We start from the raw sequence: 14,545 nt of genomic DNA on the forward strand, positions 1-14,545 counted from the left end.
TTTGTGCAGGGCTTTTATGAGAGTTTTATGGAAATTTTGTGAAAATGGGCGGATTTCTTTACATAAGATTACAAAAAGACCGTAAAAGTCCCAAATTTAAGAACAATTATCATTCTTTGGTGGTGGCGGTTTGAATGAGCTTGATAAAGGACGCCTGTAAACTTGGATTTTTAATGACAAGTTTGGCAGTCTGTGTTATAGTTTGCACCGTGTTTTCGCTTAATGGTTTTTCTAAGGTGGTTTGGGCGGTGATTTGACCGCTGACACGCTGATGAATTTTGTGATTGACAATAACCCCCATTTTTGAAAACTGACCAAATGCTGGATGTTCATGCAGTGCCAACAGACATTCTTGATGTAGATAACGTACATGATTGGCGGATGTGATGGTTGGTAGTGCTAAGGTGATTTTATCATCATGAGCATACGCCACTTGTACCTGATTGCTAAGCTCGCCCAACACACCTGACAGCAGGGGGGCGGACAGATGGGTCAAGTGAGTAAAGTAGGCAAGTCGTCTGCTCAGGTCTTTGGGAAGTTTCGCCCCTGCCGCCGCTTGTTTTTCGGTGCGATTGGCAAGGTGGTTTGGAAAATGGGTTTTTAGATATAAGTCATCACTCATCATAATACCTTTTAAAAACTGACGGACATGGTGTCCAAGAGCTAAGTTTATCACGCCACCCGCTCAATGCCAATGCCTTATTGAGCCAAAAAGTACGTTCGGATGCGTATGGCATAAACCCAAGCTTTAACAAAACTAACCCATTTGACATCACTCATGTAAACAGGGGACGATACCACAGTATGACTGTGTCGTCGTGCATGATTGGTGCGAGGCAATCTTATGAAAAAACTCTTTTGGTTAATGTCGGCAATTACCTTTACGACAGTCAGTGCAAATGCAGAAAGTGGCAGAATCACCATCTCATCTGCCAATGGCGAGCGTCAAGTAAACATCATCGCACCGCCCATGCCTACCCAAACGCTAAGCAATGCCGAGCTTGACAATGCCATCAATGAGCTAATGGGGGCATCACAAGGTAATTCTCGTCTGACCCAAGGGTTTAGTACCAACACCCAAACACTCACCAACTACTCAGTCAGCAATAACACAGGCAGTACAGTCGCCGCTCTAAATGGCTCTGCCCCTGCCACAGCCGCCCGTTTGGCTGCCCGTGCCGCTCACGGTAAGAGCGTGGGTCGCTGTGCTATGTATGTGCGTAAGGCACTGCAATCAGCCGGTTATAGCTTCACGCCACAGCCATCAGCCTATCAGTATGCCAACGGCACGCTTGCCAGTGCAGGTTTCACCCGTATCAGTAATGACAACTACGTACCACAGATTGGCGATGTGGCGGTCTTTAATCGTACCAGCAGAAACCCACACGGTCATATCCAAATCTATGATGGCAATCAGTGGGTGTCAGATTTTCGTCAGCCTAATTTTAGCCCGTATCGCAACCACAACGGATACAGCGTATGGCGTGATACTCGTTACCTAGATGCCACGGCAAATACAGGCACGATGCTTGCGATGAACGAGCAATAATTTGATAAAGAAAAAAGAGCGATGGATTCGCTCTTTTTTGTTGGGTGTTTGTTAAGGGCGTATTTGGTACGCCCTTGGCTATAAAGTATGATGCCACGCCACAAGCTCATCCACATCCCTTTTGATGCCGTCTTTTAACTGTGCCAAACTCTCATAATGACGCTCGCCATGTAGGTATTTTTTAAACATCACGCTCAACGTCATGCCATACAAATCGCCTGTAAACTCTGGTAAATGCACTTCTAAGCGATAATCCGTGCCGTTTACGCTGGGGCGTTTGCCGACATTGACCGCCCCAAACAGACTGTTGGCGGTTTGCCCCTTGATACCACCCCCTAAGGCATGTAAATCAACCGCTCGACCGTCCCTATGTGCCAAAATATCTGCCCCAAAAATCCCCTGTACGGCAGGTTTTAGTCTATCTAATGCCACATTGGCGGTGGGAAAATCAAGCGTCCGCCCGATTTTGTCGCCATGCACTACTTGCCCTGTCATCGCATAGTCTCGCCCAAGCATGATTTTGGCGGTGTCCAAATCGCCCTGTGCCAATGCACCACGCACCGCCGTGGAGCTAATCCGCTCATCATCATGGGCAACGGTGGCAAGGCTGTCCACACTAAATCCTAGCCCCTGCAAAAATGCCTTATCCCCTGTGCGGTCATGCCCAAAACGAAAATCATCGCCCAGTACCAAATGCTCTGCCCCCAAAGCGGTCAAAAGCGTGGCAAAGGCATGGGCGGATAGGTGGCGAAAATCGTCATTAAAATTTGCCTTGATGACAAAATCCACGCCATGACCGTCTAGCAAGGCGACTTTTTCGGCAAAGTTCGTCAAGCGAGCAGGGGGATTGTGTGGGCTAAAAAATTCCCTAGGCTGTGGTTCAAACACCATGACGGCAGTGGCAAGTGATTGCTTGGTGGCGTCTTTGATTAGGGTGTTGAGCATGGCTTGATGCCCCAAATGCACCCCGTCAAAGTTGCCAATGGTCAAGGCGTGTGGGGGCAAGGCGGTGGGGGCGTGTGGGTCTAAGTTGATGATTTGCATGAAAATGGAAAATGGACGGACAAAGGGCATATTATAGGCGAAATTCATCATTTTTTCATAAAAAATTGCCATAAAATTTGTTATGATGACCGCTTTGTGTGTTGTGATGATTAACGATGATAAAATTCTCTGTCAAATGGCTGTGGTTTGCCATACTGGTGTGGTTTGGGCTGTCCTGTTATGGGCTGTTTTTGCGTGTGCCGAGCGGTCAAGTGCCAAGCGTTAGCCATTTAGATAAAGTGGCTCATTTTGCGATGTTTTTTGGGCAGTTTTATCTACTATCACTGTTATTTAACATCAACACCAAAACCAAAGCACTCTGCCTGTGGGCTGTGGCTCTGGGCTGGGCGGTGGCAAGCGAGCTGATACAGGGTTATTTTACCACACGCAACATGGACGTATGGGATGGCGTGGCGGATATGGTGGGGGCGAGTTTGGCGGTGGGGTTGGGGTATTTACAGCAAAGACAGTGCTGATGAGCTTGGGGTTGTGATAAAATGGGGGTTGCCCCTACGAGACTGATGATATGAAAATTCGTGATTTTGTATTCTTATTTTTAATATGCTGTGCTATATGGGTTATACCCTACTGTGTTTGGCATGGTCGTGGACTGCCACCTGAAAAAGATTTGCATTATGTAACAGGTAAGGTTAGGCTGGTTACTGTTGCTAAAGATGGCAAAAATAGAGACATTAAACACATGAGTATTGTCAATCCCCAAACCAAAGAAAAACTGATGATTGCTTGTGGCAACATAGTTATTCCTAAAAAAGACATGTTTAGCAATTGTTTCTTAACAGATGATCATCTAAGCCAAACACTTACCATTGGTTATTATTACCAACCCTCAGTACTTGGTATTACCAATGAAGTCCCCCAAATGGCAACCATTCATATCAATAAACCTAATGGTGAGATGATAGCTGTTGATAGCTATGCCTCTACAAAAGATAAAATAGTATCCGCCAATCGGTTTTTTTTGATTTTAGGTCTGGCTACTATAATTTTATTAATATGGTCTCATATGAGAGATGTTAAAAAAGAGCTAAAAAAGAAGGAGCAAGAAAATGATGGCAAACTTGACTAGGGTGTGCCTACCTTTTGTATTTGTTATGAAAAATGCCTGTTCAAAAAAGCAGGGGAATCGCCCGTTTTTCAAGGAAAAATGCAGTATGGCAGGGTGCGTAATACGCACCTTCTAAGTGGAAAATCTTATTGGTGTGTAATACGCACCTTACTGTCATTGGTGTATTTTGACGTTAAATGACTATAATTGAAAATGCCAAATTGATAGCAAGGTGGTTTATTTAAAATTAAGCAAGGGTAGTCATTAAAGATGTGAACAGCTGTTTTACACCGCCAAAGCCTATCCCAATAATAATGACCAAAGGTAAGATACTTGCCAGTATCATATCAAGCATGGTTGGCGGAGCGGACGGCTCGCCAAATTCATTTACATCATCATCGCCTTTGGCAAGCAGTAAGTACAAAAACAGCACCATATTCACATAAGGAACAAAGTACAAAATCGCCCAAAGTCTTGACCGCCCCAAATCCGTGAGTCGTCTTATCATGGGGACAAGCACAAGATACAGCATAAAAGGCATACCTACCAACAAAATAATCATGACAGGTAAATGAAGGGCGGTAACGCATACAAGCAATAACCACAAAACCACAAAGGCAATCATGAGCCAAATGCCGTTATGTGCCAAAAACTTCACTCGCCCAATGCGTCCTGTGGGTTTGTAAAAAGGCGTGGTGTCGTATTCAAAATACTCATCATCGTCAAGCTCGGCTTGCGGTGTGGTGTAAGGGTTGTGATGGGTCATGGTGTGATTGGACTTTGGAATATGGCGGTATCATAACATGATTTTTTGCAAAAAACAGTGTGTTTATTTAAATGCGTGGTATCGATAAATACTTATCATAAAATCCTTAAAACAAGACATCAATAATGCTCATGCTACACCGCCAACATCACCCACTTACGCCCGATGATAGGGGTGGTTATTGATGATACTCATTGCCCGATAGAGCTGTTCTATCAGCACCACTCGCACCAAAGGGTGGGGCAGGGTCAAATCCGACAGCGACCATTTAAAATCCGCCTGTGCTAGCACGTCCGCCGATACCCCGTCCGCCCCACCGATGACCAGAGCGATGTCGGTGCCGTCCGTCATGGCGGTTTGCAGACGGTCGGCAAGGCGTTCGGTGGAGAGCATTTTGCCTTTGACTTCTAGCACCCAGAGTTTTTCTTTGGGTAGGCGAGCGGATAAAATGGCTTGCCCTTCTTGGATTTTGTATTTTTCTATTTCGGCAGGTGATGGATTTTTGGCACGTTTGGCAGGGGGTATCTCCACAATCTCGGTACTCATCATCGGCTGTATGCGTTTGGCGTATTCGTCCACGCCTGTCTGTACCCATGCAGGCATTTTGTGTCCGACACTTAGGATTCTTAATTTCATGGCGATTTATCAAAAGCAAAAAGTGTATTATAAATAAAAACCACAAATATTGGCAGAGTTTTATAAAATTTGTTATGCTAACCCATTTGAGTGAGTGTGCCATGAGAACTCTTGGAGACCATTATGAACAGCTCGCCCAAGCGTTTTTGAGACAGCAGGGGCTGACCATTATCACGACCAACTACACCGTACATCGCACAGGCGAGATTGACATCATCGCTTATCATGATGAGCCACGGCAGGCGGGTGGGGTGTGTCCGACGCTCGTGTTTGTGGAAGTCAAAATGCGTAAGATAAACCCTAATGCCCGCTATGGGCAGGCGGTGGAGACGGTAACACGAGCCAAACAAAACAAAATCATCAAGACGGCTGAGCATTTTTTGGCGTATGGCGATAAGTTTTTACAAAATCTTGGACTCACCACCAGTCAAAAGCAAGCCTTGGCGTGCCGATTTGATGTGATTGCCTTTGATGTACCACCAACAGGGCAAACAGGGCAAAAAAATGATGAAAATCAGACAAAAACCCATTGGCTAAGAAACGCCTTTTTGGTAGAATGAGAGTCAAACCGATTATTAGGAAGCATCCATGTCGCCCAAAGTTATTCAGAAGTCATTTTTAAAGCCATTGACATGCTTGATGGCATCTGTCGTGTTCATGACCGCCTGTGCCACCCAAAATGCCAATAGCAATGCCAACAACGGCTACTATGGCGTGCCTGCCATGTATCGCACCATCCCTGAGCGTATCAGCGATGAAGCCATCGAACGCACCAGTCACAAGAACCTGACCAATGTTCGTGGCGTAAGTGAGAATAATGTCCGCATTGGCATTGACAGTTTTCGTCGTGAAGTGCTACTGACAGGCGAAGTGCCAAGCGAGCAAGTCAAGGCGGACGTGGCAAACATGGTCTCGTCCATCAATGATGTCAAAAGAGTGTACAACCATCTGACGGTAACCGCCACGCCCAGAGCCCAGAGCCACACTTTGCACGAAAACTACCTAAAATCCAAAATCATCGCCAAAATCGTGAGTGCAGGCGGTATCAGGTCGTCGCAGTACAAACTGGTGGTGCGAGATAACATGGCATACCTACTGGGATTTTTGACCGCCCAACAAGAGCAGACCATCATTAACATCATCGCATCGGTGCAGGGCATGGAAGGGGTGCGAATGCTGGGTACTCGCATCGATGGCGATACATCACAGCTGGCTTTGGCAGGGGATACGCTCGCCATCGAAGATGACCCGAATGCAGGGGGCATGGTGTATGGTGGTAACACTGTGGTCAATACAGTAAACACGCCTGTCTACCCTACCCCCAACAGTCCCGTGGCGACCACAAGCTATCCACAAAGCATGTATCCTAACACCCCAACCACACCGATATCAAACCCATCTCAGCCAAATTCAGGAATGCAGACACCGGCAGGCATCAACCGACCCAACGTTCCTGTGATAACGATGGAAGGCAGTCCAACATCAAGTTATGTGAATCTGTACAATAACACCAGCAGTCCTTAGTTGATAAGGTTTTATGTTTTGGGCGTGCATGCTTTGTGATTCATGCATGGCAATGAAAATGGGGTATTTTATTGCTATAAAATTTCCAAAATGTAAACTGTATTATCAAGGGTGAACATGCTCTATGTTAAAAGCAGGAAATTTGGTATAATGACCTGCTTTTTTTATTAGGGCGTGCCTACCATTGATAAAATTTTTACAAAATAAGATGAAAACTTAACGCTTTAATCAATTTTTGCATGAAAAATGGCTATCTGACCACTTAATTTAAAAATTAAGTAAAAAACTTAAAATTCACCCAGTTAAGTGGTCGGATTGTGGCTCGAAGTCAAAATCCTTGTTGATATCTCAATATCAACTGCCGATTTTTCCTTGAAAAACGTGCGATTTCCCTGCTTTTTTAAACAGGCATTTTTCATTGCAAATACCAAAGGCAGGCACGCCCTAGTGACATGATTTGACGGTGATAATACCGCCCAAAATATAGAGATTTTTTATGAATGCAGATGACCTAATCGCCTTATTACGCCCCCATTTCCCAAGTGCCGAGATTCAAGCGGTCAATCAAGGCAACAAATTTGAAGTGCTTATCGTGGATGACAGCTTTGAAGGCAAACGCTTGGTGCAACGCCAACAAGCGGTATATGCCATTGTCAATCCGCACATCCAAAGCGGTGCCATGCATGCCTTGACCATTCACGCCTTGACACCTGCCGAATACCAAGCTCGTCAATCCTAACCGCCAAAAATGACAAATACGCCATGGGGCATTTGTCATTTTATTTTTAATAAATATTGAATTGATAGAGACCATCATGTATAAATTCAAAATCATCGGTAAAAGTCGTATCGCAGGGGAAGTTGTTATTTCTGGCTCAAAAAACGCCGCCTTGCCATTGCTCGCCGCCATGTTACTGCCCAGCGATGAGACGGTGCTACACAATGTCCCCACCCTAAAAGACACTGATACGCTCATCAAGCTCATCGCTGGCATGGGTGTAAATATCAAAAAAGAAGGCAACACCGTCATCGCAGACGCTCGCCACGTCGCCAACTATTATGCTCCGTATGAGCTCGTGCGTACCATGCGTGCGTCTATCTTGGTATTGGGGGCGTTGCTAGGGCGGTTTGGCGAAGCCGAAGTCTCTCTACCGGGGGGCTGTTCCATCGGTTCACGTCCTGTGGATCAGCACCTAAAAGCCTTTGAAGCCATGGGGGCGACCATCTTGGTAGAAAATGGCTATGTCAAAGCCAAAGCCCCTGCTGGCGGACGTTTGATGGGCTGTGATTTTGCCTTTGATATGGTAACGGTCGGTGGCACCGAAAACGTCATCATGGCAGCGTCTTTGGCTCGTGGCACAACTCGCCTTGAAAACTGTGCCTGTGAGCCAGAAGTGGTGGATTTGGCAAATATGCTTGTCGCCATGGGGGCAAAGATTGATGGCATTGGCACGCCAACCATGATTATCGAAGGCGTGGAGAGTTTGCACGGCTGTGAATATAGCGTGATTGCTGACCGCATTGAGACGGGTTCGTATCTGGCTGGGGCATTGATGAGTGAAGGCGATGTCTTGACCACCAACACATCGGCTGAACTCTTGCACCCTGTCTTAAAGAAATTTGAAGCCATGGGAGCGACCATTAGCACAGGTGATGACTGGATTCGTGCCGTGATGAAAGGCAGGCCCAAGGCGGTGGATATTCGCACCCAAGTCCACCCTGGTTTTCCGACTGATATGCAGGCACAGCTCATGGCGGTGTGCTGTTTGGCGGACGGCACCAGCACTATTATTGAAAACATCTTTGAAAACCGCTTTATGCACGTCCCTGAGCTAAACCGCATGGGGGCAAATATCCGCATTGACGGGCATACCGCCATTGTAACAGGCGTGGAGAGCTTTATGCCTGCTCCTGTCATGGCAACCGATTTGCGTGCGTCCATGTCGCTTGTCATGGCGGCGGCGTGTGCAGATGGCGAGAGCATCATAGACCGCATTTATCACATTGATCGGGGTTATGATAATGTGGAGAGTAAACTTAAATCGCTTGGGGTAAATATTGAGCGGATTAAGGGCTAAAACTGTCATTGCTGATAACTTCATTCTCAACTTAAAATAGTAACTTGTTGATTTTTCAATAATTATTTTTTGGTTGTAGGGGCGAACTGCAATTCGCCCTTGATAAATCAATCGCTTATACAAAGTTGAGAATGAGATAATAATAAAACAAAAGGGCGGTCTTTGAACCGACCCCCAAATCTTAGACATAAGATTAAAGGTTAGGTTGTTGCAAGTGGTTGTATTAACCCTAATTGGACTAAGTTTCTGTACTTAACAGGACTTAGTCCTTTTAATTTGCTCTTTATTCTATCATGATTGTAGTAGTGTATGTACTCATCAATCACTTGTTTAAGTTCATCTGTTGATGTAAATGTGGTTGTCTCATAAAATATCTCTTGTTTTAGCGTACCAAAGAAGCTCTCTATCACAGCATTATCCAAACAATTGCCTTTTCTTGACATGCTTTGGGTTAAGCCTTGTTCTTTTAGGGTTTGTTGATACTGGTGCATTTGATAGTGCCAGCCTTGGTCTGAATGAATGATGGGTTTGTCATCCATCTTTTCTTGGCTTAGCTTGGATAGGGCATCATTTAACATCTCTTTGACCAACTCATACGTTGGTCTGTCCTTCATCGTATAACTGACAATCTCACCATTAAACAAGTCGATGATGGGCGATAGGTAGAGTTTTCTTTGAATGACACCGCCATCATTTGCCTTGTCTTGTACTTTAAACTCGGTGATGTCTGTTGCCCACTTTTGATTGGGTTTGTCTGCTTTAAAGTCTCTTTTGAGTATATTGTCCTGAATGGTATCTTTGCCCATTGTGCCTTTGTAAGTATTAAACTTACGTTGACGACGAACCAATGCTTTGAGTCCAAGTTTAGCCATCAGTCGTTGCACTCGTTTATGATTAATGACCATGCCTTTTTGGGCAAGCTGATTGTTAAGCTCTGATGTGATTCTACGATAACCATACCTGCCCTTGTGTTGGTGGTAGATGTGGTTAATGTGTTCTTTTAAGTCAAGGTCTTTGTCAGGCTTTGTACTTTGACGAATGTGGTAATAAAACACACTTCTTGGCAAGTTTGACACTGCCAATAAGTCAGCAAGTTTGTGCTTATGCCTTAATTCTTGGATGATCAGGACTTGTTCTTTGTTTGTACTGATTGTTCCTTTTGACGAATTAAGGCATCTAGCTTTTTTAGATAGTCATTCTCTGCTCTAAGATAGGCAAGTTCATCAAGCAAATCATCCACACTTTTTTCGTGGTCTTGTTTGGTTTTCCAAGTTGATTTGGTTTTATTAGCGTTGTGTTTGTTTGACATTGCTTTTTTGCCTTTGGGTTTGGGTATTAGTCCCATTATACCAAAGGCTTGGTAGGACTTTAACCAAGTTGACAGTAAAGAAGGTTGTGGCAGATTAAGCTCTATGGCAAGTTGTGTAAGCGATTTGCCCTGTTGTATGGCTTGAACGGCATTAAGCTTAAAATCTGTGTCATAGACAGCCTTTGTGTGTCGTCTTTTTATGCCATCAATGCCATGTGCTTGATAGAGTTTAACCCATAGCTCTACGGTTGTGTGGTTTAGATTAAAGTGTTTGGCGGTTTGTTTGTAGCCATGATGATTAAGATAATACCCAATCACAGACAGTTTAAAGTCGGTTGTGTATTTTGCCATAAAAAGCACCCCAAAGGTTAGTGTGTCTAACTTTTGGGGTGCGGTTCATCTTGATGACTGCCCTTTATTTGTGCTTGTCAGCTAAGTAAGCACTGATTGGGATAAATGCGAAATAATTTGTGCTTTGCCCTTTTCTTTTTTGACAACATTCCACAGCCTATCCGCTTCATCATAGCCTTTGGTGAGCATGCCAAGCCATTGTTTGTAACGCCCAATCAGTCCGCTTTGGTTGTCGGTGGTGTCATTCAAAAAAGCGATTTGGTGGGGGACTAAGTCCGCCCATGTCAAGGTTTTGTCCGTGTTTTCAATACTTGCCACAAGGTCTGGGCGAGTTACCGCCCCACGCCCAAGCATGAGATGGGGTGTATTTGCCTGACTGATGCAGTCGTGGGCATGAGTAGCGTTCCAAATCTCGCCATTGGCAATGATGGGCAAGCCAAGCTCGGTAAAGGGGGCGATTTTGTCCCAATAAGCAGGGGGCTTGTAGCCTTGCACTTTGGTGCGTGCGTGAATGGTCAGCCAGCTTGCGTTGGCGGACTTGACCGCCTGCCCGATGTCGTGCATTTTATCCATGTCAGTATAGCCTAGGCGGATTTTTGCCGATACGGGGATATGGGCAGGTGCAGCTCCACGCACGGCAGAGATGATGGCGTGCAATGTATCAGGTTCATCAAGCAGTACCGAACCGCCTTTGTGGTTATTGACTGTTTTGGCAGGACAGCCGAAGTTTAGGTCAATCGCACACGCCCCAAGTGACACCGCCGTAACGGCACTTTGGCTCATGGTCTCAGGATTGTTGCCAAGTAGCTGAACATGAATGGGCGTACCACTTGTCGTCTTGCCGTTTGTGTGTAGCTCTGGCACATATTTATAAAACACATGGGCGGGCAGGGGATAATGGGTGACACGGATAAATTCGCTCACCGACCAATCATAAGGGCGACCCAAATCGTGAGCAATCTGCGTTAAAATCTGTCTCATGAGTGGGTCGGTCAAGCCTTCCATTGGGGCGAGCAGGCGAACAGGATGGACGAATAAATGGGCAAAGGCACTCATGTTGGTAGTTTAAACCCATTGGCAAGGCTAATCGCCTTTTGTTCATCGCCTTTGATGAGTAACTCCAAGGCATTCATGCCACACTCTATCGCTCTATCTATATTGACACGGTCATCGGACATGGGTTTTGACAGCACCCAACCACTGACCATGGATGAGTGAGCAGGTCTGCCGATACCCACACGCAGTCGCCAAAAGTCCGCTCCGATGTGGGGGACGATGTCCTTTAAGCCGTTATGCCCACCATGTCCGCCCCCCTTTTTTAGGCGTAGGCTCCCTGCCGAGATGTCAAGCTCATCATGAGCGATGAGTATCTCATGGGGGGCGATGTTATAGAATTTGGCAAAGGGGGCGACCGCCATTCCTGAGCGGTTCATGAAGGTGTCAGGGGTCAGCAGGCGGACATCTTGTCCGTATATCGTGCCACGCCCGACACTGCCATGGAATTTTTTGTCATGAGTGAGCGTGATGCCAAATTTGTCGCACAAAGCGTCCGCAAACCAAAAGCCTGCATTATGGCGAGTGTCTTTGTATTCTGCACCGACATTGCCCAAACCGACGATGAGTTTTATCATGATTGCCCCATAGATGATGAAATAAACAAAAAGCCAATAGATGACCCATTGGCTTTTGTTGAGATTGATGACTTATTCAGTGTCTGTGCTCTCTTCGCTTGTGCTCTCTTCACTGTCAGCAGAAACAGTCGGTGCTTGTACGCTAACCACGACACGGTCGGTGGCATTGCTGTCAAGCTCAACGATGGTAATGCCATCGGCAAGTTTGATGTCAGAGAAACGTAGTAGGTCACCGATTTCTAGGTTGGTCACGTCCACTTCGATGGCTTCTGGCAGTTGGCGTGGCAAGCAGTTGATGTGTAGCTCGGTTACGTTGGTTTGTAGGATACCACCAGATTTTACGCCCTTAGCGGTGCCAGTGAAGTGTACAGGCACAGTAAAGTGCATGGTTTGACCACGAACAACACGTTGGAAGTCCACATGTAGTGGCGTGCCTTTTGAAGGATGGCGTTGTAAGGCTTTAATGATAACTTCTTCGTTTTCGCTGCCATCTAGTGCCAGTGTGGTTACGCTTGAAAAGAAGCTCTCATCTTGGATGGCTTTTACTAATTCATTTAGCTTGACGCTTACAGACAGTGGCTTGGCATCACCGCCATATACGATGGCAGGGATTAGGTTGGCTTTACGCAGGCGGCGGCTCGAACCTTTGCCCTGCTCATCGGTAGCACGTGCTACCGTAGTTAGAGTATAGCTCATAAGGATTTCCTATATTAAAAGGCTACAAAAATGATGATTTTCGACCAATCATCATACAAAAAAGTGCAAAAGAATTTGCAAAATAGCGAACTATTATAAGCCAGTTTGGGCGATATGACAAGGGTTTTTTGCAAATCAGCCAATGGATTTGTTAGATGTGTGATAATGTGATAAAAAATAACAAGTGTTTTTATAAAGTATCCCCATTTGCAAATGAATTTAATTTTGTTATAATCACTTGTTATTTTTTGTTAAACTTGTTAAATAATGTAAGGAGTGTGTCATGGATGCTGTGACAACAGGTGGGGCAGGCGTATGGATTTCGCTGTCGATTTATTTTTTGGGCATGATTGCCATCGGTGTGTACGCCTACTTTAAACAAAAAAAAGACGTTGAAGGCTACATGCTGGGTGGGCGTAACTTATCGCCTGCGGTAACGGCACTCTCGGCGGGGGCGTCCGATATGTCGGGCTGGCTACTGCTGGGGTTGCCTGGTTATATGTATGCATCAGGCATTGTAAGCTTATGGATAGCAGGGGGGCTGACGGTCGGGGCATTTGCCAACTATCTGCTTGTTGCTCCACGTCTGCGTGTGTATACCGAGGTGGCAGGTAATGCCATTACTTTGCCTGACTTTTTTGCCAATCGCTTTGATGACAAAACGCACCTACTCCGCATGGTCTCTGCCATCGTGGTGATTATATTCTTTACGGTCTATACGGCGGCAAGTCTGGTCGGTGGTGGCAAGCTTTTTGAAAGCTCGCTCGGGCTTGATTATAGTTTGGGTCTGTGGGTGACGGCAGGCGTGGTCGTGGCGTATACGCTCTTTGGCGGATTTTTGGCGGTGTCCTTGACTGACTTCGTCCAAGGGGTGATCATGCTCATCGCCATGCTACTGGTACCGTTTGTTGCTTTTAATGAAATCGGCGGTGTCAGTGCTGGCATGGACGTGGCACGTTCTGTGAACCCTGAGTTGTTTAACATCATGAATGGCGTGAGTGTCATGGGAGCGATATCGCTGGCAGCGTGGGGTCTGGGCTATTTTGGACAGCCACACATCATCGTGCGGTTTATGGCGATTCGCTCGGTCAAGGACGTGCCGGTGGCGTGTGGTATTGGTATGGGCTGGATGATATTGAGCTTGATTGGAGCATTACTCGTTGGTGTGTCGGGTGTGGCATATATCCATAACAAGGGCATGAGCCTAGATGACCCTGAGACGATTTTCTTGGTGTTCTCACAGCTTTTGTTCCATCCGCTCATCGGTGGCTTTTTGCTGGCAGCGATATTGGCGGCGATTATGAGTACCATTTCTAGTCAGCTACTGGTGGTGTCAAGTTCGCTCACCCGTGATGTGTACAAGCTGTTTTTGGACAAAGAAGCATCCGAATCCCGCCAAATCATGGTCGGACGTATCTCGGTGGTGCTGGTGGCGATGCTTGGGATTATGCTGGCAGGGGACAAAGACAGCTCGGTGTTAAAGATGGTGTCGCACGCGTGGGCAGGCTTTGGGGCGGCGTTTGGCCCTTTGGTGCTGCTCTCGCTCATGTGGAGGCGCATGAACTACCAAGGGGCATTGGCGGGCATGATTGTCGGGGCATTGACCGTCATCGTTTGGGTATATGGGGGTATTGAGATTGGCGGACAGCCTGCCAATGACGCCATTTATTCCATCATGCCCGGCTTTGTGCTCAGTGCCATCACGACTGTGGTTGTCTCACTTTTGACCCCGCCACCCAATGCCAAGATTATGGGCGAGTTTGATGAGATGGAACGCCAGTTAAAGGCGTAAAATAAAAACGCCCTAATATCCTGTTAAGATGTCTTGTGGCATGGTTTGCCCAAAATCCAAAAGTTTATCAGCTTTTGGATTTTGGGTATTTTTTTGGCAAAAT

17 protein-coding genes are annotated in these 14,545 nt (G+C 46.1%); 8 read left to right on the forward strand and 9 right to left on the reverse strand.

Annotated features, from left to right (window positions below):
* Positions 1–109: 109 nt before the first annotated feature.
* Positions 110–676, reverse strand: coding sequence for a hypothetical protein (locus AAHK14_RS06625; protein ID WP_156065159.1), 567 nt, complete (start codon positions 674–676; stop codon positions 110–112).
* Positions 677–844: 168 nt separating this feature from the next.
* Here AAHK14_RS06625 and AAHK14_RS06630 point away from each other — a divergent pair, with 168 nt between their 5' ends.
* Positions 845–1,549 carry a CHAP domain-containing protein gene (locus tag AAHK14_RS06630; RefSeq protein WP_194092743.1) on the forward strand — a complete coding sequence of 235 codons (705 nt, stop codon included), beginning with the start codon at positions 845–847 and terminating at the stop codon, positions 1,547–1,549.
* Positions 1,550–1,627: 78 nt separating this feature from the next.
* Here the strand turns inward: AAHK14_RS06630 and ribF are convergent, their stop codons facing one another.
* Positions 1,628–2,593 carry a riboflavin biosynthesis protein RibF gene (ribF, locus tag AAHK14_RS06635; protein ID WP_065256366.1) on the reverse strand — a complete coding sequence of 322 codons (966 nt, stop codon included), beginning with the start codon at positions 2,591–2,593 and terminating at the stop codon, positions 1,628–1,630.
* Positions 2,594–2,709: 116 nt separating this feature from the next.
* Here ribF and AAHK14_RS06640 point away from each other — a divergent pair, with 116 nt between their 5' ends.
* Together AAHK14_RS06640 and AAHK14_RS06645 are read left to right on the forward strand one after the other, a co-directional pair.
* Positions 2,710–3,069 carry a VanZ family protein gene (locus AAHK14_RS06640; protein WP_062500534.1) on the forward strand — a complete coding sequence of 120 codons (360 nt, stop codon included), beginning with the start codon at positions 2,710–2,712 and terminating at the stop codon, positions 3,067–3,069.
* 50 nt (positions 3,070–3,119) lie between these two features.
* Entirely contained in the window at positions 3,120–3,680 is a 561-nt protein-coding gene (locus AAHK14_RS06645; protein ID WP_065256362.1) for a hypothetical protein, read from the forward strand.
* 226 nt (positions 3,681–3,906) lie between these two features.
* On the opposite strand, the gene AAHK14_RS06650 is transcribed toward AAHK14_RS06645, so the two are convergent.
* Positions 3,907–4,425: a DUF805 domain-containing protein gene (locus AAHK14_RS06650; RefSeq protein WP_065256361.1), complete on the reverse strand. Its 519-nt coding sequence runs from the start codon at positions 4,423–4,425 to the stop codon at positions 3,907–3,909.
* 156 nt (positions 4,426–4,581) lie between these two features.
* Entirely contained in the window at positions 4,582–5,061 is a 480-nt protein-coding gene (rlmH, locus tag AAHK14_RS06655; RefSeq protein ID WP_065256360.1) for a 23S rRNA (pseudouridine(1915)-N(3))-methyltransferase RlmH, read from the reverse strand.
* Positions 5,062–5,162: 101 nt separating this feature from the next.
* Between rlmH and AAHK14_RS06660 the strand changes: the two genes are divergently transcribed.
* The 4 genes from AAHK14_RS06660 to murA all read left to right on the forward strand — a co-directional run bounded on the left by AAHK14_RS06660 (position 5,163) and on the right by murA (position 8,663).
* The gene (locus AAHK14_RS06660; protein ID WP_083108322.1) at positions 5,163–5,621 is read left to right on the forward strand and encodes a YraN family protein; all 459 of its coding nucleotides are present in this window, start codon (positions 5,163–5,165) and stop codon (positions 5,619–5,621) included.
* A 28-nt stretch (positions 5,622–5,649) separates the two neighbouring features.
* Positions 5,650–6,585, forward strand: a complete 936-nt coding sequence (locus AAHK14_RS06665; RefSeq protein WP_065256358.1) for a BON domain-containing protein — start codon at positions 5,650–5,652, stop codon at positions 6,583–6,585.
* Between the two features lie 496 nt (positions 6,586–7,081).
* Complete coding sequence (locus tag AAHK14_RS06670; RefSeq protein ID WP_065256357.1) at positions 7,082–7,324, forward strand: BolA/IbaG family iron-sulfur metabolism protein; 243 nt, start codon at positions 7,082–7,084, stop codon at positions 7,322–7,324.
* 76 nt (positions 7,325–7,400) lie between these two features.
* Positions 7,401–8,663 carry a UDP-N-acetylglucosamine 1-carboxyvinyltransferase gene (gene murA, locus AAHK14_RS06675; RefSeq protein WP_065256356.1) on the forward strand — a complete coding sequence of 421 codons (1,263 nt, stop codon included), beginning with the start codon at positions 7,401–7,403 and terminating at the stop codon, positions 8,661–8,663.
* 200 nt (positions 8,664–8,863) lie between these two features.
* Here murA and AAHK14_RS06680 read toward each other — a convergent pair whose 3' ends face one another.
* The 5 genes from AAHK14_RS06680 to AAHK14_RS06700 form a co-directional block, all read right to left on the reverse strand.
* Complete coding sequence (locus tag AAHK14_RS06680) at positions 8,864–9,814, reverse strand: IS3 family transposase (protein ID WP_156731740.1); 951 nt, start codon at positions 9,812–9,814, stop codon at positions 8,864–8,866.
* Entirely contained in the window at positions 9,787–10,323 is a 537-nt protein-coding gene (locus AAHK14_RS06685) for a helix-turn-helix domain-containing protein (RefSeq protein ID WP_065256690.1), read from the reverse strand. Before AAHK14_RS06685 ends, AAHK14_RS06680 begins: the two co-directional genes overlap by 28 nt.
* An 81-nt stretch (positions 10,324–10,404) precedes the next feature.
* Positions 10,405–11,379 (reverse strand): tRNA dihydrouridine(16) synthase DusC, encoded by a 975-nt coding sequence (locus tag AAHK14_RS06690; protein ID WP_065256355.1) that lies wholly within the window; start codon positions 11,377–11,379, stop codon positions 10,405–10,407.
* On the reverse strand, positions 11,376–11,957 hold the full coding sequence (pth, locus tag AAHK14_RS06695) for an aminoacyl-tRNA hydrolase (RefSeq protein ID WP_062499940.1): 582 nt from the start codon (positions 11,955–11,957) through the stop codon (positions 11,376–11,378). The genes AAHK14_RS06690 and pth overlap by 4 nt, the downstream gene beginning before the upstream one ends.
* A gap of 69 nt (positions 11,958–12,026) precedes the next feature.
* Positions 12,027–12,650, reverse strand: a complete 624-nt coding sequence (locus AAHK14_RS06700; RefSeq protein ID WP_065256354.1) for a 50S ribosomal protein L25/general stress protein Ctc — start codon at positions 12,648–12,650, stop codon at positions 12,027–12,029.
* Positions 12,651–12,933: 283 nt separating this feature from the next.
* On the opposite strand from AAHK14_RS06700, the gene putP reads away from it, so the two are divergent.
* The gene (gene putP / locus AAHK14_RS06705) at positions 12,934–14,442 is read left to right on the forward strand and encodes a sodium/proline symporter PutP (protein ID WP_065256353.1); all 1,509 of its coding nucleotides are present in this window, start codon (positions 12,934–12,936) and stop codon (positions 14,440–14,442) included.
* Positions 14,443–14,545 lie beyond the last annotated feature (103 nt).

Origin of the sequence: Moraxella sp. K1664 (genome assembly GCF_039693965.1) — a bacterium.
In the GTDB taxonomy this organism is placed as follows: domain Bacteria; phylum Pseudomonadota; class Gammaproteobacteria; order Pseudomonadales; family Moraxellaceae; genus Moraxella.